The organism is Brevibacillus sp. DP1.3A (assembly GCF_013284245.2).
Classification (GTDB): Bacteria; Bacillota; Bacilli; order Brevibacillales; family Brevibacillaceae; genus Brevibacillus.
This window is the reverse complement of the sequence record NZ_CP085876.1, coordinates 6099822-6118165: the sequence shown is the minus strand read 5'-3', so window position 1 is coordinate 6118165 and position 18344 is coordinate 6099822. Positions and strand designations below refer to the sequence as shown.

The window sequence follows — 18344 nt, the reverse complement described above, 5'->3', positions numbered from 1 at the left end:
GGGGATCACGATGTGGCGGAAGCATTGGGTGGTCATCGTGGCAGTAGGTGTCGTTTTGACTGTATTCTTGATCGTCCGTCCTTGGACAGGGCAGGCTGGCTTAGATGCTCAGGAGATTGTGCCGATTAATCACAGGCAGGCTGCAGTCACTTACAAGGCCGACGTACAAATCGATATGAACAAGCACGTGGTGAAAGGGATGCTGACGGCTCGTTTTGTCCCACAAGATGAGCAAGCTTTTTTTCATTTATATCCCAATGCTTTTTCTGCAAATGCTGCTCTCAGTGGAGAGAACTGGGAGGTTGTGCTGGGCAAACAGCGTGAGCCTGGTGGTATCAAGATAAGCGAGGTACGGGTGAACGGAAAAAGTGTCGGCGTACAGTATGCAGGAAAGACCAAAATGCTTTTACAAGTACCCCTTCCTGCAAGAACATCGTCTGCTGAGACGGTGGTGGATATGAATTTTCAGCTCGAGGTTCCTTATAACAATGGGCGAATGTCTTATCATGATCATGCAATGTGGCTGGGCAACTGGCTACCGATACTGGCGGTCAAGGATGCAGGAGGCTGGCGGCTCGATCCTTATTCCGCGATTGGCGATCCTTTTTACTCGGATGTGGCGAATTATCATTTGCGTGTGCAATTATCAGAGGGGTACCAGCTTGCTACGAGTGGATTGGAGAGCGTGGCTGTCATCACCGAGACGAGACCGCAACGGCTAAAAATCTATGAGGTAGACGCATGGAACGTTCGGGATTTTGCCCTTGTCGTCATGGACGATACGTACCAGCCCATATCTGGCAAGGTCGGGGAAACCATCGTACGTACGTGGGTGCAGAAAAGTGATGACCCGCAAAACGTAGAACGAATACATGAGACTGCTAGGGAGTCTCTCGACTATTACGGAAAACAGTTCGGGGTGTATCCGTATAAGGAATACGATGTTGTCAAAACAGGCGGCTTCTTTGGTGGGATGGAATACCCGAGCCTCGTTTTTATTGCCCAGGAGTATTTTGACCGTAGCGATGTCATGGGGGAAGCGGTCGTAGCGCACGAAACGGCACATCAGTGGTTCTACGGGTTGGTCGGAAACGACGAGGTGCGAGAGGCGTGGCTGGATGAGGGACTGACGGATTATGCGACGATGGTATTTTTGCAGCAAAAGTCCCCCGCACAATCACAAGCGTATATTCAGATGCGGCTAGGCCAAGCACGTGCAGCGGAAGGATATGCGAACCAAGGAGTCACTGCGAAGTCGTCCGTAGAGGCTTTCCCAGACTGGAGGAGCTACAATGACCTCGTCTATGGGCGAGCTAGTGCCATGTGGTGGAACTTGAAAGAACAATGGGGAGTCGAACGACTGCATCAGGTGTTGCGTCAATATGTACGAGATCATCAATACAAGCAAGCAAATGGGGACCAAATCACAGCGCTATTGACTGCAGCTGCCGGGGCGGATGCCAGTCCCTATTTGGATTATTGGCTTCAGGTCGAGCTAGAGAAAGCAGAAGCGGCAAACAATTGGGTAGAAAAAGGCAAACACGAATAATTTTTGATCTATCATTTTTAAATGTTCGGAAACGAGGTTGACAGGCAAACTTTCTCCCTGCTACACTGAATATGTTGAGTGAAAACGAGTTCGAATAGCCCAGGCGATGAGAGCGGTGCGAAAAGCCGTTAGTCGGTTGGGTTTTCTTCTGATGTTACAAAACGTAGGGGGCGAATGGTTCATGCTACAGCCTTTGGTAGGAGTCATTATGGGCAGTACGTCAGACTGGGAAACGATGAAGGAAGCTTGCGCAATTTTAGACGAATTACAGGTACCGTACGAAAAAAAGGTCGTGTCTGCACACAGAACGCCAGACTTGATGTTTACGTATGCCGAGACCGCGAAAAGCCGCGGCTTGGAAGTCATTATTGCGGGTGCGGGCGGGGCAGCTCATTTGCCAGGAATGGTGGCTGCTAAGACAGAGTTGCCTGTCATTGGGGTACCGGTGAAATCATCCAACTTGAATGGTCTCGACTCGCTTTTGTCGATTGTGCAAATGCCAGGGGGTGTGCCTGTGGCGACGGTTGCGATCGGAAAAGCTGGAGCCATCAATGCAGGGTTATTGGCTGCGCAAATTTTGGGGATCAAATATCCAGACGTACAAGAGCGGTTCGTGCAAAGACGTGATGATGTACGCAATAAGGTGCTGGAGGCTAGTGAACTCGAATGACAACCAAAGACCGTAAGCAAATCAAACCAGGATCGACCCTAGGAATACTCGGCGGAGGACAGCTTGGACGGATGATTGCTCTTGCGGGACGAGCTATGGGCTACCGTTTTGTCACAATGGACCCGTCAGCAGACGCACCATGCGGCCAAACGGCTGATCGGCAAATTGTTGCCAGCTACGATGATGTAGAAGCAGCGATGCAGCTTGCCTCAGTCAGTGATGTCATTTCCTATGAATTTGAAAACGTAGATGCGCAAGTCGCTGAAGTGTTGGAGAGCCGCGCTTATGTACCGCAGGGGAGTCGTCTTTTGCGTATCACCCAGAATCGGATTCGGGAAAAGACCGCTATTCGTGAGATCGGCATCCCGGTTGCTCCGTTTTGTGTCGTGAATAGCTTGGAGGATTTGCAGGACGCCGTGCGTGAACTGGGACTGCCTGCTGTTATGAAGACGGCAACCGGTGGCTATGACGGCAAAGGGCAATGGGTATTGAGAAGCGAGGCTGAGCTGGCGGAGGCGTATGAAACGTTGTCCAAAGCAGGTACAGAGCTGATCGTGGAACAATTTGTACCATTCCAAATGGAGCTGTCTGTTATTGCTGCACGTAATCCTGCGGGAGAACTGGCTGTTTTTCCTGTGTCAGAAAATATTCATCAGGAAAACATCCTGCATTTGAGCATCGTACCCGCTCGTATTTCGGCTGAAGTAGCAGTTCGTGCGGAAGAAATTGCTCGCACGATTGTAGAAAAGCTGGATGTGGTCGGACTCATTGCCGTGGAGCTGTTTTTGACCGAAGATGGTCAGCTGTATGTCAATGAATTGGCGCCTCGACCGCATAACTCTGGGCATTTTACCATGGATGCTTGTGTGACCTCGCAGTTTGAGCAGCATGTTCGAGCGGTTTGCAATCTGCCTTTGGGATCTACAGAGTTGCTCTCGAGCGTCGTGATGGTTAATATTTTGGGAGAGCATCTACAGCCTGTCATCGATCAGATCGACAAGCTGCCGCGCACAGCCAAGCTCCATTTGTACGGAAAAGCAGAGAGCAAGGCCAAGCGAAAAATGGGGCATATCAATGTGCTCGCCCCTACTGTAGAAGAAGCGCTCACCCTGATTGATGAGCTGAAAATCTGGACGAATACATCGGAGGTATTATCATGATCGAACGTTATTCCCGACCGGAAATGCGCGCCATTTGGACGGAAGAAAACAAATTTAAAGCGTGGCTGGAAGTAGAAATTCTCGCGTGTGAAGCATGGTCCAAGCTGGGCGTCATTCCTGAGGAAGACGTGAAAAAGCTGTGGGATAAAGCTACTTTTGACATGAACAGAATCTATGAGATCGAAGAAGAGACACGCCATGATGTGGTGGCGTTTACCCGTGCGGTATCGGAAACCTTGGGTGAAGAAAAGAAGTGGGTGCATTACGGACTGACTTCTACAGATGTGGTGGATACTGCTCTGTCTTACCTGCTGCGTCAGGCGAACGAAATTTTGGAGGGTGATATCCAAGACTTCATCGAGATTTTGGCAGACAAGGCTCGTGAGCATAAGGATACGGTTTGCATGGGTAGAACGCATGGCGTACATGCGGAGCCTACGACTTTTGGCTTGAAGCTGGCCCTGTGGCATGAAGAAATGAAGCGTAATCTGGCGCGTTTTCAGGCTGCGAAAAAAGAAGTGGCGTTCGGCAAAATCTCTGGCGCAGTTGGAACATATGCAAACATCGATCCGTTTGTGGAAGCATACGTGTGCGAGAAGCTGGGGCTGTCTGCAGCGCCTATCTCGACCCAAACCTTGCAGCGTGATCGCCACGCCGAGTACATGGCAACATTGGCACTGATCGCAACCTCTTTAGAGAAATTCGCAACAGAAATTCGCGGTCTGCAAAAGAGCGAAATGCGCGAGGTGGAAGAAGCATTTGCCAAAGGACAAAAGGGTTCTTCCGCAATGCCACACAAGCGCAACCCAATCGGCAGCGAAAATATTTGCGGTCTGGCTCGTGTAATCCGCGGTCACATGCTCACTTCCTATGAAAATGTTTCCCTCTGGCATGAGCGGGATATTTCCCACTCTTCTGCGGAGCGCGTGATTTTGCCAGATGCGACGCAAGCGTTGAACTACATGCTGCGCCGTTTCATGAACATCGTGAAAAACTTGACGGTATTCCCTGAGAATATGAAGCGCAATATGGATCGTACCTTTGGATTGATCTACTCGCAGCAAGTGATGCTCAAGCTGATCGAAAAAGGCATGAGCCGCGAGCAAGCCTATGATACGGTACAGCCTCGTGCGATGCAGGCGTGGGAAGAGCAACGCTCCTTCCGTGCGATCGTCGAGGAGGATGCAACGGTCAGCTCCACACTGTCCAAGGAAGAGCTGGATGAGTGCTTTGACTATCGTTACCACCTGAAGCATGTGGATACGATTTTCCAACGTCTTGGATTGATTTAAATGCAAGCGCCCTCGAATTTTTTCGGGGGCGTTTTTTCTTTTTAATGTAACTGTTGTGGGGGAGAAGCGCATTTCCAGTCTACGCTTCGGCCTACGCCCTACTGAAGGATTGACTGTCCGCTCCGGAATAAATGGCGGGAGCGCTTCAAACGTAGAAATTTCAATGAAGGGTTTCATAAGTGAAGCTGAAATTCCCCGCCATTTATTCCGAAGCTGGGTCGGGCTCCAGAGGCGCTTGGACTGGAAATGCGCTTCTCCTGCGCAGCTTTTTTAAAATTGCTTGAAAGTAATTCAAGAGTGTGAAATTGCTGCTAAGTGTTCTCAATAATAACGGTTTAGACTGACAGTATTGTTAAACTAACTGGTAGTGTTGCTTTCAATTGTCAATGAGCTGTTAAGCCGCTACTATTATTGGAAACGTATTCCTATAGAAGGAGGACTAATATGAATCCATTACTACTCTCTTTTCCGGAACATTTAGAAACTCAGCGATTATTGATTAGAGCACCGCAATGGGGTGATGGTCAATTTGTAAATGAAGCCATACGTGAGAGTGTAAATGAGATGCGCCCCTGGCTTCCGTTTGTAAAAAACCTCCCATCCATTGACGATTCGGAAGCCTACGTACGTAAGGCCCGGCTCAATTTTCTAGAACGCACAGACTTAGTGCTTCATATATTTGAAAAGAACACAGGGCAGTTTGTGGGCAGTAGTGGACTCCATCGCTTCGATTGGTATGTACGCAAATTTGAAATTGGATATTGGTTACGCACATCGCGTACTGGTGAGGGTCTAATGACAGAGGCAGTAAAAGGTATCGTTGACTTTGCCATTTCTGAGTTGGAAGCTAACCGTCTTGAAATTCGCTGTGATACTCGGAATAACGCAAGTATAGCTGTAGCTAAGAAGGCGGGTTTTACATTGGAGGGTACTTTACGAAATGTTAACCTAAATGACTCAGGAGAACTAACTGATACCCATATCTTTTCAATAGCAAAAGGTTATGAATATCATTGATAACTGTGCTGAGCGAACTGATGCGAAAGTAAACTAGAAAACATGCGGCAGGACTTCTCCCCCCACCACAACGGTTTTGAAGACAACTTAAAAAATTCCTTAAGAAATTTTTAAAGATTTCTTTTGAAAGTTGTAACCGAAATGATACCCCTTCCGTACCTACTTGTGCGAGCTTACAACGAGCCCATAAGTACCTTACAAAAGTGTAAGCTTCCTGAAATATAACTCGATGGTTCCTGCTTCGTTTCGACCGTACAATGAAATCAATTCATACGGATCACGAAACGGGAGATCGATTATGACGACAGCAATCATGTATCCAAAATTAAGTCACCAACAAATTTACGAAGATTACTCTACTAAAATATATCGCTATTTCCGCTACCGGGTAAAAAACGTCTGGGATGTGGAAGACCTGACAACGACTGTGTTTATTAAGGTGTACTCCAAGCTTGAGCAATACGATGGCCGCCATCCTTTTGGCGCCTGGATTTTCCGAATTGCGCACAACGCTTTGATTGACTACATGCGCAAGAAGCGGGAGAGTCCGGTTGATCAGGAAACATTTAGCAATATGGTCGCAACAGATAAGCTGCCGGAGGAGTGCCTTCTGAATCAGGAGACAACCGAGGGCTTGTGGGATAAGGTGCACACGCTGACAAAGGATCAGCGCAATGTGATCGCCTTGCGCTATCTCGGAGATTTGCGAATGAATGAGATCGCGGAAATTTTGGGTAAGACAGAGGCTTCGGTGAAAATCCTGCACTTCCGCGGGATTAAGAAACTGCAGCAATTGATGGAGAATCAAGCATAAAGGGAGGACAACAGTCCTTCCTTTTTTACTATGTGGCTGTAGTGGCGAGAAGAATATTTCCAGTCTAGGCTCCAGGCTCCGTCCTGCTGTGCGCTAAGACTGTCCGCTCCGAAGGGATTCGCGGGGAAACGCAAAAGTGGTAGCCGCTTCGTCGCAAGCACAGGGTTGCGTTTCTTTTTCCCGCTCATCCCTTCTTCGCTCGGTAGGACTCCACAAGTCGCTACGCCTGGAAATATTCTTCTCTATCGTTACTGATGACATCCTTACATTCTTTTTAAGGCTCTTAAAAACCGATTAACACGGAAAGCTCGTAGAGGAAACTGGAGAAAACAGCGAAGATCTTAGGGACACCGACCGAGACGCAATACAAAAAGCGAAACACGCCCTTAAGCGTCCACCTCTGAAACACATCCTGAAGGTACCACTTTGGACGCGGTTTCGCTTTTTGCATGGAGTCGTGCAGTCTATCCCCCAGGGGGTGGCCCTACAAGCTGAGCGCTTTCTCCTGTTTCCTCTCCTCCACAACAGTAACGACACTCGTGGCCTCTAAGTAAGAGAAACGCCAAATGCTTGGCGTAGTCTAGTTTTCTAATGGTATAGTAAAGAATAAAATGGAGGAGACTCAAGACGAGAGGAGTATGAGTGATGTCCACAATTATGATTGTAGAAGACGACCCGAAAATCAACCAGCTGCTGCAAGAGCAACTGGAAAAATACGGATTTCAAACAGTCAATGTTGAACATTTCGATAGAGTCATGGAGGTATTTACCCAATCGCGCCCTGATCTGGTTTTATTGGATGTGAATCTACCGAAATTTGACGGATTTTATTGGTGCCGGCAAATGCGCCAGGAGTCCAATTGCCCGATCCTGTTCATCTCTGCACGAGAAAGTAAAATGGACCAAGTGATGGCATTGGAAAATGGGGCCGATGACTATATCACAAAGCCGTTCGACTACGATGTGGTTTTGGCCAAAATCCGCAGTCAGCTACGCCGGGCTTACGGACAATATGCTCCGCAAGAAGGGGAGCGTACGGTTGAAGTGGCGGGGCTCAAGCTGTTTTTGGAGCGAATGGAGCTGTCCATGTACGATATCAAAATCGAGCTGAGCAAAAAGGAAGCGTTACTGCTAGAAGCCTTGATGAATCAACATCCACGTGTCGTCAGCCGTGAGCGTTTGCTAGAAAAGCTGTGGGATGAACAGTTTGTTGATGAAAACACGCTGAATGTCTACATTACACGCGTGCGCGGCAAGCTGAAGGACTTAGGCTTAGAGGGAGCTGTCGAGACTGTTCGCGGTTCCGGTTATCGCTTACGTGCGACTTGGGAGGAAGGGCAATGAAGTTGTTCCTTCGAGATCAATGGCCATTCGCAGCGTTTTTTCTCGTCCAACTGATCTTATTGATTATGATTTTTGCGATGGATGGGTACTGGAATGAATCATTGATGATCTACGTCATGTTTTTATCTGTTTTTTTCGCGGGGGCTTTTCTCGCCATCCGTTATTTGTCTCACCGCACAATCTATCAGCGACTGAGCAAGCCGGTAGAGTCATTAGAGGAACTGACCCAGACATACGGGAATTCTCCGTTGTGCCGCGCGATGGATGACATCAGTCAGGAGCAGTACCGACTCTACAAAGAACAGCTTCATGCCTATGAAAACAAGCAACGGGACCACACGACGTTTATTCAGCAGTGGGTTCATCAGATGAAGACGCCGATATCGGTTATTCATCTGTTGCTGCAAAATGAAGACGATCCAACAGCAGAGAGCGTCCGTGAAGAAGTGGACCGGATCAAGCGTGGACTGGAAACCGTATTGTACATAGCTCGCCTCGACCGATTTGAACAGGACTTCCTGATTGAGCCAGTAACGCTGCGTTCCATGGTGCAGAACGTGTTGGCTGAAAACAAGCGGCTGTTTATTCGCAACCAAGTATATCCCGAGGTAAAAGTGGATGAGAATTGGCGAGTGGAATCGGACGATAAGTGGCTCGCTTTTGTCCTCAACCAATTGTTGACGAATGCCGTTCGCTATTCAGCAGGGAAAAGCAACAAGGTCACCATTCGTGCGTATGAACGCGGAGCGCATGCCATACTGGAAGTGCAGGATTATGGAATCGGGATCCCTACCGAAGATATTCGTCGCGTGTTCAAGCCGTATTTTACGGGAGAAAACGGGCGCAAATACCCTGAGTCCACCGGGATGGGGCTGTACTTGGTGAAGGAAATTTGCGGGCGGCTCCATCATGGGGTGGAAATGGAATCAGAAGTGGGCGAGGGGACAACCGTACGTATCGTCTTGTCTGCCGTCGTACCAACCTTACAAGAAAGTAAGATAGCTGAAAGTTAATTCGATAGCTGGACTATGCGCACTTTCGTATAGTTGAATTTGGAAGTGCAAGAAAGGGGAATGGCGCATGGAAATGCTTGCTGTAAATAGCTTGAGTAAAATATACGGGGGCAAGGTAACCTACCGCGCGCTGACCGATATCGATTTTTCGATTCGCAAGGGCGAATTCGTCGGTATTATGGGCCCCTCAGGCAGTGGCAAGACTACGCTATTAAACATGATCTCTACCATTGATACACCAACCTCTGGTGCGGTTCTTTTGAACGGTACGAATCCGCATCATTTAAAAAAAGATAAACTCGCTCTGTTTCGTCGCCGTGAGCTCGGTTTTGTGTTTCAAGATTTCAATCTCTTGGACACGTTGACGATTGGGGAAAATATCGTGTTGCCGCTGACGCTGGACAATGAGAAAGTATCGGTCATGGAAGAAAAGCTGCAAAGTGTTGCAGAGAAGCTAGGGATTCAGGACATTTTGGAAAAGCGGACCTTCGAGGTGTCTGGGGGGCAACGCCAACGGACGGCAATTGCCAGGGCGATCATTCATTCCCCGTCGCTTTTGCTCGCTGACGAGCCGACAGGAAATCTTGATTCCAAGTCTTCGCGCAATGTGATGGAGACACTGGAAGCGATCAATAAGAGAGACAATACCACCATGATGATGGTGACGCATGATGCTTTGGCGGCCAGCTATTGCCATCGGGTGATTTTTATTAAAGACGGCCAGCTCCATAACGAGATGTATCGTGGTGAGAGTCGACAGGTATTCTTCCAGAAAATTATTGACTCGTTGTCGTTTTTGGGAGGGAACACCTATGACCTTTCGACAATTCGCGTGTAATAACGTTGTACGAAATAAACGGATGTACGCTGCGTTTTTCATGAGTAGCGTTTTTTCTGTCTTAATCTTTTTCGTCTATGCGATGTTCATTTTTCATCCGGAAATTATCGGACAGGAGATTCATGAATCCGTAGCCACTGGGATGATGGCGGCTGAGTACGTCATTTTTCTGTTCTCCTTCTTTTTTCTCTTTTACTGTGTCGGTGCTTTCCTGAAAAAGAGGGAGAAGGAATTCGGAATCCTTTTTATCCAGGGCATGACACCGTTACAGCGGAACACGCTGATATTTATGGAAAACATGCTGATTGGCATTGTCTCGATTGCCATCGGGATTGGGCTCGGACTGGTTCTCGCCAAGCTATTTTTCCAATTCGCTGGATTTTTGTTGGATGTAAAAGCACTCGGGTTTTACTTCCCGTGGAAAGCGATCGGTTTGACAGTGGTGGCGTTTCTCGTCTTGTACGCAGCCATTTCGCTGTTTACCGTCCTCGTGCTGCGAAGCCGCAGTCTGTTGGATCTATTGCAAGGAAGCGGTCGGCCTAAGCGTGAGCCGAGGGCATCGGTAGTGCTGTCTCTGGTCGCAGTAGCTTTGTTGGGAATGAGCTATGCCTTAGCCCTCACTGCTGACGGCGTGAATGTGCTCGTGCTGATGCTTCCGGTCATTGCGCTGACGACTGTCGGAACGTACCTATTGTTTACTCAGCTGAGCGTCATCTTCATCGATTTTCTGAAGAAGCGTCGCGTTTTTTATTGGAAAGGTACGAATCTCCTGACGCTCTCTGATTTGGCCTATCGGATGAAGGATAATGCACGGATGTTCTTTTTGGTCAGCATCGTCTCTACCGTGGCTTTTTGTGCGATTGGCACGCTGGCAGCGTTGGCTGGGTCGATTCAGATTACGGTGATGAAAACACATCCATTTGCGTTTGAATACCAGTCCAAACAAAGCGATGCGGAGAGAGCGAAGCATCTGTCGTTAATCGAAACGAGCTTGCAGCAAAGTGGCTTTTCCTTCGAAAAATATCAAGTGGCTATGAGAGTTTTGCCAGAACTGGTTCAGGAGGAAAGGGTTGGAGTAGTCAAGCTGTCTGACTATAACCGGCTGGCGGTAGTGTCCAATTCGACTGTACTCGAAATGACGAATAAAGAGGCCTTCGTACTGCTCAATTGGATTGGTGATTCGGTAGCGAGCAAAACGTTGCAAGTGGGGAAGGCACAGCTCGCAGTCAAAACAGATACGAATATGACTCCATTGATCAGAGGGATTGAATTTGAGCGCTTGGTTGTCGTACCGAATCAGGTGTTTGACCAGCTTCCGAAAATGAAGGAAGAAGAGCGCTTTGTGTACGAGGTGCCAAGATGGAAGGAAACGCAGGATCTTAGTCTCAAGCTTCAGGAAGATATTAGTCATGTCGAAGATAATTACTCGTTTTCAGCTCGTGCGCCATACTACCACTCCATGAAACAAATGGCGAACATGGGACTCTTTATCGGGTTGTTTGTGGGCGTGTTGTTCTTTGTAGCTGCAGCAAGCTTTCTCTATTTCCGTTTGTACACGGATCTGGAATACGACAAGCGGCATTATGGAGCGCTTTCCAAGATTGGACTCACGGATACGGAATTGACGCGGATCGTTACGACTCAGGTTGCCCTGTTGTTCTTCGTGCCGATTGTGGTAGCGATTATTCACAGCATGGTGGCGTTCGTTTCCCTTCAAAGCTTGTTGAAGCTAATTCTTGTCGCGTCTGTGGTCAAACCGACCGCGATTGTCCTATGTAGCTTCGTCGTTGTTCAAGGTGTGTATTTCTGGATCATTCGAAACCGTTATTTGTTCCATTTAAAGCAATCAATGAACCGTTAGTGACTTTTCCAGCATGTCCAGATGCGCATGGACATAGGATAAAAGGAGAAGGATGCGAGGGGGCAAGCGGATGGAACGAGAGACATGGATGGGGCAAGCCGTACAGATTGCGGTTGAAAATGTACGTGATAAAACAGGCGGACCGTTTGGAGCCCTTGTCGTGAAGGACGGACAGGTAATCGGGCGAGGACGCAATGAAGTGACGACGAGCAATGACCCTACGGCACATGCCGAAATTCAAGCAATTCGGGAAGCATGTCGTCATCTCCAAACCTTTCAATTAAATGATTGTGACCTGTATACGAGCTGTGAGCCGTGTCCGATGTGTCTGGGAGCCATCTATTGGGCCAGACCGCGCAATGTCTATTACGCATGCACGAAAGAAGATGCTGCGCATGTCGGTTTTGATGATCAGTTTATTTATGAGCAGATTGTTCTCCCTCATGAAGAGCGCAGCATTCCTTTTCAGAGAATCAATCTTGCGAATAGACGGAGTCCATTTGAAGCATGGTCTCAATCTCCGAACCGTATCGAATATTAATAGAGAGCCTCTCCCAAGCGGAGTAGGCTCTTTTTTTTCGTTTTATTTATAGCAAGAATAGGTGGAAAGGAAAAATAGAATGAAAATGCTTTCAAAATCAAATTTTCAGATAAAAGTATTGCGCTATGTCGAAAATCGTATTATAGTAACAACAATCATTATGAAATTCGACCAAATTTTTAAAAATCGGGCTGTAATAAGGTTGAATATTGTTAAAAAAAGACGAATAAAGGTGTGTTTATATGGAAGAAACTTTTCGAAGATCACTTTATCCTGATTTAGATGACATCGACTATGGGATCATTCGCGCCTTGCAAGCAAATGCGCGCTTGCCGTTTACCCAGATTGCGAAGGACCTCGGGGTCACGGAAAAGACGATCCGCATGCGCGTCCAGCAATTGCAGGATGAAGGTGCCCTGAGTCTGGTCGGTATTGTCAATCCAGTCAAGGCAGGGTTTCACGTACAGGCGATGATTCAAGTGGCTGTGGATGCGGAAAAGTTGGACGATGTGGTTGCTGCGTTAACGGACACCGTAGAAATCAGACTCATCGTACTCACTTCTGGTGAATATCAGCTTTTCACACAGGTGCTCGTAACAAGTAATGAAGAATTATCGCAATTTTTGATCAAAAAGCTGCACAAGATTCCTGGCATCTCCAAAACGAATGTCATTAACGAATTGAAAATACTGAAGTCCAAGTATAACTTTATCCGTTAGGCACGAGTGACCTTGGAAGGGGGAATGCCATCGGGCGAAAATCCGTTGGGATTATGAAATGAATGCCGAACGATTCTGAGAAGAGACTAGAGAAAAAACGAGAGAAAAGGGGTCATCCTATGTTTTCGACCAAAGTGAGCAAAGCAATGCTCAGTGCTGTTCTGGGGACAGTTTTATTGGTTACAGGCTGTGGAGGAGGAAACAGTGCGACTACAGAAAACGGAAAATCCACAACAACAGCGCCAGCCTCTGGCAAAAAAGTACTGAATATTGGGTTAAAGGCAGACCCGCCGTCAATGGACCCAAACACCTCGACTTCGCTATACGACCGTCATGTATACGCGAGCCTCTATGACAAGCTGTTTGATATCGATTCAGAAGGAAAAATAGTGCCAATGCTGGCGGAATCGTATGAAGTAACGCCAGACGGCAAGACCTATACATTGAAGCTGAAGCAGGGCGTGAAATTCCACGATGGCACCGAGTTTGATGCTGAGGCAGTGAAATTCAACTTCGCGCGCAACATGAACGATGAGAAGTCCCGCCGGAAAGGCGAATTGAAATTCGTAGATTCCGTTGCTGTAGTGGACAAGCAGACCGTAAAAATCCAGATGAAAGAGCCTTTCGCTCCATTCTTGTCCGTATTGACTGACCGTTCGGGCATTATGGTATCGCCAAAAGCAGTGAAGGAACATGGCGATCAATACCTCAATCATCCGGTTGGTACAGGTCCATACGTATTTGTAGAGCAAGTAAAAGGCGACCACGTGACGCTGAAGAAAAATGAAAACTACTGGAATGGTCAAGTGAAGATCGATGAAGTGAACTACAAAGTATTCACGAACGGAACTGCGAAGGTACAAAACCTGCGCTCCGGCATGCTGGATATCATCGATGATACACCTGTAAAAGAAATTCCTGCCATCAAGGGCGATGCGAACCTGCAATTGGTTGCGGAATCCGGCATGGGTTACCAAGGTCTTTACTTGAACAACTCTCGCCCGCCGTTTGACAACAAGTATCTCCGTCAGGCTGTGGATCGTGCCATTGACCGTGATGCCCTGGTAAAAGTACTGTTTAACGGCTATGCGGCACCGGCTCGGACAGCATTTACAAAAGGTAGTCTGGCTTACAATGAAGCACTGAACACACCGAAGCCGCCGGATGCAGCGGAAATCAAGGATTTGCTCGCGAAGGGCGGTCAACCAAACGGATTTAACTTCAAGCTGTACATCTCTACTTCTCCAGAGAATGAACAACTGGGTGCGGTACTGCAAAACATGCTGAAGCAACAAAACATCAACGTGACATTGGAAAAATTGGAATATGGACAATTGATCGAAACAGGCGATAAAGGCGAATTTGAAGCGATGCAATTAGGCTGGTCTGGACGTCAGGACCCTGATCAAAACTTCCATGATTTCGTCGTAACAGATACATCGAACAACGATGGCCGCATTTCCATTCCGAAGCTGGATGAACTGGTCATCAAAGCACGTGGTGAGCTGGACGAAGCAAAACGTAAGGCGCTGTATGGCGAAGCTGCCACATTGCTGCAAGAAGAAGCGGGCTATGCCTATATGTACCACCAATATGTACTGCTCGGCATGAACAAGAAAGTAACTGGATTTACGTATGTCCCAGACGGTTTGATCCGTACAGCCAATTTGGACAAGCAATAGGTAGCGCAACACTATAACAGCAAGAGCAAGGAGGAATTGTCATGATGTTCATAGTCAGGCGTCTAGTGCTGACAATCCCGATTCTCCTGCTGGTGTCGATTATGACATTCTCTTTGATTCATATGATCCCGGGCGATCCTGCCCGGGTCATTTTAGGAGAGGAAGCGACACCGGAAGCCTATGCGGCACTGCGAACCGAGCTGGGATTGGATCAGCCGATCGTGGTGCAGTATTTTTCCTGGCTAGGAAAAGTGGTAACGGGTGATTTGGGAATATCGATTACGGACCGTGTGCCGGTCGCAGACTTAATTATGCAAAGACTCCCGGCTACCGTGGAATTGACGATCGGAACGTTCTTGGTAGCGATTCTGATTGCGTTTCCAGCGGGAATTCTCGCGGCAGTGCGACGCGGGACCTGGATTGACTATACAAGTACCTTTACTGCGCTTGGCGGTATGAGTATCCCCAGCTTCTGGCTGGCGATGATGATGATTATTTTCTTTGCCGTGGAAAACCAATGGCTGCCTTCATCCGGTTATGTACCGTTTTCCGAGAATCCTACACAAAACCTGATGGCTATGATTCTGCCCTGTTTGGCAACGGGCTTGCGGGAATCTGCCGTATTGATGCGAATGCTGCGTTCTTCTTTGCTCGATGTCGTGAGCATGGACTTTATTCGGACAGCGAAAGCGAAGGGATTGAATGAGGCTCGCACGATTCTGGGGCATGCGCTGAGAAATGCGATGGTTCCAGTGGTAACGACCTCGGGTTTGATGATCGCAGGCTTGCTGGGTGGTCTGGTGATTACCGAGTCAATTTTTTCGATTCCTGGCTTTGGCCGTCTGATTGTGGAATCTGTATTCAAACGTGACTACGTAACGGTTCAAGGAGCCATTCTTGTTTCTGCGGTTCTCGTTGTCTTGGTAAACCTAATTGTCGACATTTTGTACGCTGTCATTGATCCGCGCATCAAGGCTGGGAAAGGAGCAGGTGAGTGATGAAAACCGTGGGCAAATTTCTCCGGAATGGTTTGGGCGTTATCGGAGCGGTGATTATCCTCGGATTGATCTTGGTGGCGATTTTCGCGCCGCTGATCGCACCCTTCGACCCCAATGCACAAGACTATAACAAAATTTTGATGTCGCCAGATGGTGAGCATTTGTTTGGGACCGATGATCTCGGTCGGGATATTTTCTCCCGTGTTGTTTACGGGGCGCGCATCTCCATTCAGGCAGCGCTGATCTCTGTTGGTATTGCGATGCTAATTGGAGTGCCGATTGGACTCTTGTCCGGTTACTACCGCGGCTTTTGGGATGAGTGGATCGTCATGCGAAGCGTCGATGCGATGCAGGCCTTTCCGTTTTTGATTCTGGCTCTGGCGATTTCGGCGGTGCTCGGTTCAGGCTTCGGGAATGCCATGCTGGCGATTGGGATTGGTTTTGCCCCTGCTTTTATACGGATTACACGCGGTCAAGTTCTTACGCTTCGGAACATGGAGTATATTCAAGCAGCACGTTCGGTTGGAGTAAAGGATGCACGCATTATTTTCCGCCACATTTTGCCGAACGCGATGAACCCGATTGTGATTCAAGCGACGTTGGCGATGGCATCCGGGATTATCGCAGAAGCATCCTTGTCCTATCTCGGATTGGGCGTACAGCCACCGACTCCCTCCTGGGGCAGCATGCTAAACCAAGCACAAACACTTATGTCCGTCGCGCCTTATGCGACATTTTATCCGGGGATTGCCATCTTCTTAGTCGTGCTGGGCTTCAACTTGTTGGGGGATGGTCTACAGCAAGTTCTGGACCCGCGCGCACGTAAATAATGAATGCCCTACACGGGAGAAAAGGAGTGGAGCAGATGACGACCATCTTGGAAGTGGAACAGCTGAGAACCCGTTTTCGCACGGACAGCGGTGTCGTCAGTGTGGTGGACGGCGTCGACTTCTTTATCCGTGCTGGTGAAACGCTTGGCGTGGTGGGCGAATCGGGCTGTGGGAAGAGTGTAACCAGCCTGTCGATCATGCGCTTGCTGCCGCCCAACGGAAGCACGGAAGGATCGATTCGCTTCAATGGGAAGAACGTGCTTGCGCTGTCGGAAAAAGAAATGCAAGGTGTTCGCGGTAATGAAATCGCGATGATTTTTCAAGAGCCAATGACATCTCTCAATCCGCTACATACCGTAGGCAAACAGATTGAGGAAGCAGTCATGCTGCATCGCAAGGTAACGAAGGCAGAGGCAAAGGAACGGGCGATTGCGATGCTAAAAGCAGTCGGAATGCCTCGTGCAGAAGAGATTTACGGAGAGTTTCCGCATCAGCTATCAGGAGGGATGCGCCAGCGTGTCATGATCGCGATGGCGATGTCCTGCGATCCGAAGCTAATAATTGCAGACGAGCCGACAACGGCACTGGATGTGACAATTCAAGCGCAAATTCTCGATTTGATGCGCGATTTAAAAGAAAAGACCGGAACCTCCATCATGCTGATTACGCATGATTTGGGTGTAGTAGCCGAGATGTGCGACCGCGTTATCGTCATGTATGCCGGCCAAGTCGTAGAGGAGACTGATGTCGATACGCTGTTTGACAGTCCGAAGCATCCGTATACGATCGGTCTGATGAACTCGATTCCTGAGCTGGACGAAGAGCGCGAATACCTGGAAACCATTCCGGGAGCGGTTCCCCTGCCGTATCAAATGCCAATGGGCTGCCGATTTGCCCCGCGCTGTTCGCAAGCAATTTCGATTTGTCACGAAAAGCCCCCTGAACTCTTGCAACTGGACAATCAAAAATGTCGCTGCTGGCTGTACGCGAAGGAGGGAGAACAGGCATGACGACACCTCTCTTAGAAGTAAAAGGGCTGCAACAGCATTTTCCCATCAAGGGTGGCTTTTTGAAGCGGACGACGGGACATGTCAAAGCAGTCGATGGTATTGATCTGACAGTGTATCCCGGTGAAACGCTTGGCATTGTAGGGGAATCGGGCTGCGGCAAGTCTACGACGGGCAGAACGATTCTCCGCCTCTTGGAGCCGACAGCAGGAGAAGTCTGGTTTGATGGCAAAGATTTAGCGAAGCTTCCCAAAGAAGAAATGCGCGTCATGCGGCGAAACCTGCAAATGATTTTTCAGGACCCATATGCTTCGCTGAATCCACGGATGACGATCAAGCAGATTTTGATGGAATCGCTGATGGTGCACAACATCGGGACAAAGGCAGAGCGGGAAAAAGTCATCGAAGAGATTATTCAGGTCGTTGGCTTGCGAAAAGAACATCTGAACCGCCATCCACACGATTTTTCCGGCGGACAGAGGCAGCGGATCGGAATCGCCCGCGCACTGGTCGTAAAACCAAAGCTGATCATTGCCGACGAGCCCGTATCTGCATTGGACGTATCGATTCAATCACAGGTACTCAATTTGTTGAAGGATTTGAAAAAAGAATTCAATCTGACCCTGATGTTCATTTCGCATGATTTGTCGGTCGTGAAGCACTTGTGCGATCGGATCGCGGTGATGTATTTGGGGCGGATCGTAGAAATTGCTGACAAGCGGACGCTGTTTGAGAACCCGAGTCATCCGTATACACGGGCGCTGCTCTCGGCTGTTCCAGTAGCGAAACCACGGCAAAAGCGCGAACGGATCTTGTTGACAGGCGATTTACCGAGTCCAGCAAATCCACCGAGCGGTTGCCCCTTTCATCCGCGTTGTCCATATGCGACAGAGACTTGCAAGACGCAGGTGCCCAGTCTGTCAGACATCGGCAAGGGCCAACTGGTCTCCTGTCATTTGGTGCAATCGGGCGAACTTTTCCGCTAGCTAGGCAAGGATGGAGGTACAGC

General features: G+C 48.6%; 17 protein-coding genes. All 17 read left to right on the top strand.

The genetic code is table 11. The features are described from left to right. Positions 1–10: 10 nt before the first annotated feature. The 17 genes from HP399_RS28210 (at position 11) to HP399_RS28130 (ending at position 18321) form a co-directional block, all read left to right on the top strand. Positions 11–1549 (top strand): M1 family metallopeptidase, encoded by a 1539-nt coding sequence (locus HP399_RS28210; RefSeq protein WP_173618416.1) that lies wholly within the window; start codon positions 11–13, stop codon positions 1547–1549. A 181-nt stretch (positions 1550–1730) separates the two neighbouring features. Further along, positions 1731–2219, top strand: coding sequence for a 5-(carboxyamino)imidazole ribonucleotide mutase (purE, locus tag HP399_RS28205; RefSeq protein WP_012684280.1), 489 nt, complete (start codon positions 1731–1733; stop codon positions 2217–2219). Continuing rightward, a complete protein-coding gene (gene purK, locus HP399_RS28200; protein WP_173618415.1) occupies positions 2216–3379 on the top strand; it encodes a 5-(carboxyamino)imidazole ribonucleotide synthase in 1164 nt (387 codons plus the stop codon). Before purE ends, purK begins: the two co-directional genes overlap by 4 nt. Beyond that, entirely contained in the window at positions 3376–4671 is a 1296-nt protein-coding gene (gene purB / locus HP399_RS28195; RefSeq protein ID WP_173618414.1) for an adenylosuccinate lyase, read from the top strand. Before purK ends, purB begins: the two co-directional genes overlap by 4 nt. Before the next feature lie 444 nt (positions 4672–5115). Next, on the top strand, positions 5116–5688 hold the full coding sequence (locus HP399_RS28190) for a GNAT family N-acetyltransferase (protein ID WP_173618413.1): 573 nt from the start codon (positions 5116–5118) through the stop codon (positions 5686–5688). Positions 5689–5986: 298 nt separating this feature from the next. Beyond that, the gene (locus HP399_RS28185; protein WP_173618412.1) at positions 5987–6502 is read left to right on the top strand and encodes a sigma-70 family RNA polymerase sigma factor; all 516 of its coding nucleotides are present in this window, start codon (positions 5987–5989) and stop codon (positions 6500–6502) included. Positions 6503–7147: 645 nt separating this feature from the next. Next, the gene (locus HP399_RS28180; RefSeq protein WP_173618411.1) at positions 7148–7846 is read left to right on the top strand and encodes a response regulator transcription factor; all 699 of its coding nucleotides are present in this window, start codon (positions 7148–7150) and stop codon (positions 7844–7846) included. Beyond that, positions 7843–8859 (top strand): sensor histidine kinase, encoded by a 1017-nt coding sequence (locus tag HP399_RS28175; RefSeq protein WP_173618410.1) that lies wholly within the window; start codon positions 7843–7845, stop codon positions 8857–8859. The genes HP399_RS28180 and HP399_RS28175 overlap by 4 nt, the downstream gene beginning before the upstream one ends. A 67-nt stretch (positions 8860–8926) precedes the next feature. After that, complete coding sequence (locus HP399_RS28170) at positions 8927–9697, top strand: ABC transporter ATP-binding protein (RefSeq protein WP_007729857.1); 771 nt, start codon at positions 8927–8929, stop codon at positions 9695–9697. Further along, positions 9672–11558: an ABC transporter permease gene (locus tag HP399_RS28165; protein WP_173618409.1), complete on the top strand. Its 1887-nt coding sequence runs from the start codon at positions 9672–9674 to the stop codon at positions 11556–11558. The genes HP399_RS28170 and HP399_RS28165 overlap by 26 nt, the downstream gene beginning before the upstream one ends. A 70-nt stretch (positions 11559–11628) precedes the next feature. Continuing rightward, positions 11629–12099, top strand: coding sequence for a nucleoside deaminase (locus tag HP399_RS28160; RefSeq protein ID WP_173618408.1), 471 nt, complete (start codon positions 11629–11631; stop codon positions 12097–12099). A gap of 242 nt (positions 12100–12341) precedes the next feature. Continuing rightward, positions 12342–12818 (top strand): Lrp/AsnC family transcriptional regulator, encoded by a 477-nt coding sequence (locus HP399_RS28155; RefSeq protein ID WP_173618407.1) that lies wholly within the window; start codon positions 12342–12344, stop codon positions 12816–12818. A gap of 119 nt (positions 12819–12937) precedes the next feature. Beyond that, entirely contained in the window at positions 12938–14500 is a 1563-nt protein-coding gene (locus tag HP399_RS28150) for an ABC transporter substrate-binding protein (protein ID WP_173618406.1), read from the top strand. A 41-nt stretch (positions 14501–14541) separates the two neighbouring features. After that, positions 14542–15498, top strand: a complete 957-nt coding sequence (locus HP399_RS28145; protein ID WP_173618405.1) for an ABC transporter permease — start codon at positions 14542–14544, stop codon at positions 15496–15498. Further along, entirely contained in the window at positions 15498–16328 is an 831-nt protein-coding gene (locus HP399_RS28140) for an ABC transporter permease (protein ID WP_173618445.1), read from the top strand. Before HP399_RS28145 ends, HP399_RS28140 begins: the two co-directional genes overlap by 1 nt. 35 nt (positions 16329–16363) lie before the next feature. Then, on the top strand, positions 16364–17338 hold the full coding sequence (locus tag HP399_RS28135; RefSeq protein WP_173618404.1) for an ABC transporter ATP-binding protein: 975 nt from the start codon (positions 16364–16366) through the stop codon (positions 17336–17338). Beyond that, a complete protein-coding gene (locus HP399_RS28130) occupies positions 17335–18321 on the top strand; it encodes an ABC transporter ATP-binding protein (RefSeq protein WP_173618403.1) in 987 nt (328 codons plus the stop codon). The genes HP399_RS28135 and HP399_RS28130 overlap by 4 nt, the downstream gene beginning before the upstream one ends. Positions 18322–18344: the final 23 nt, after the last annotated feature.

What these genes read in the sequence shown, in the direction of transcription:
- HP399_RS28190 (WP_173618413.1), top strand. Translation starts at nt 5,116, where the DNA reads ATGAATCCATTACTACTCTCTTTTCCGGAACATTTAGAAACTCAGCGA.
- HP399_RS28210 (WP_173618416.1), top strand. Translation starts at nt 11, where the DNA reads ATGTGGCGGAAGCATTGGGTGGTCATCGTGGCAGTAGGTGTCGTTTTG.
- purE (WP_012684280.1), top strand. Translation starts at nt 1,731, where the DNA reads ATGCTACAGCCTTTGGTAGGAGTCATTATGGGCAGTACGTCAGACTGG.
- HP399_RS28155 (WP_173618407.1), top strand. Translation starts at nt 12,342, where the DNA reads ATGGAAGAAACTTTTCGAAGATCACTTTATCCTGATTTAGATGACATC.
- HP399_RS28180 (WP_173618411.1), top strand. Translation starts at nt 7,148, where the DNA reads ATGTCCACAATTATGATTGTAGAAGACGACCCGAAAATCAACCAGCTG.
- HP399_RS28175 (WP_173618410.1), top strand. Translation starts at nt 7,843, where the DNA reads ATGAAGTTGTTCCTTCGAGATCAATGGCCATTCGCAGCGTTTTTTCTC.
- HP399_RS28170 (WP_007729857.1), top strand. Translation starts at nt 8,927, where the DNA reads ATGGAAATGCTTGCTGTAAATAGCTTGAGTAAAATATACGGGGGCAAG.
- purK (WP_173618415.1), top strand. Translation starts at nt 2,216, where the DNA reads ATGACAACCAAAGACCGTAAGCAAATCAAACCAGGATCGACCCTAGGA.
- HP399_RS28135 (WP_173618404.1), top strand. Translation starts at nt 16,364, where the DNA reads ATGACGACCATCTTGGAAGTGGAACAGCTGAGAACCCGTTTTCGCACG.
- HP399_RS28160 (WP_173618408.1), top strand. Translation starts at nt 11,629, where the DNA reads ATGGAACGAGAGACATGGATGGGGCAAGCCGTACAGATTGCGGTTGAA.
- HP399_RS28165 (WP_173618409.1), top strand. Translation starts at nt 9,672, where the DNA reads ATGACCTTTCGACAATTCGCGTGTAATAACGTTGTACGAAATAAACGG.
- HP399_RS28130 (WP_173618403.1), top strand. Translation starts at nt 17,335, where the DNA reads ATGACGACACCTCTCTTAGAAGTAAAAGGGCTGCAACAGCATTTTCCC.
- purB (WP_173618414.1), top strand. Translation starts at nt 3,376, where the DNA reads ATGATCGAACGTTATTCCCGACCGGAAATGCGCGCCATTTGGACGGAA.
- HP399_RS28150 (WP_173618406.1), top strand. Translation starts at nt 12,938, where the DNA reads ATGTTTTCGACCAAAGTGAGCAAAGCAATGCTCAGTGCTGTTCTGGGG.
- HP399_RS28145 (WP_173618405.1), top strand. Translation starts at nt 14,542, where the DNA reads ATGATGTTCATAGTCAGGCGTCTAGTGCTGACAATCCCGATTCTCCTG.
- HP399_RS28140 (WP_173618445.1), top strand. Translation starts at nt 15,498, where the DNA reads ATGAAAACCGTGGGCAAATTTCTCCGGAATGGTTTGGGCGTTATCGGA.
- HP399_RS28185 (WP_173618412.1), top strand. Translation starts at nt 5,987, where the DNA reads ATGACGACAGCAATCATGTATCCAAAATTAAGTCACCAACAAATTTAC.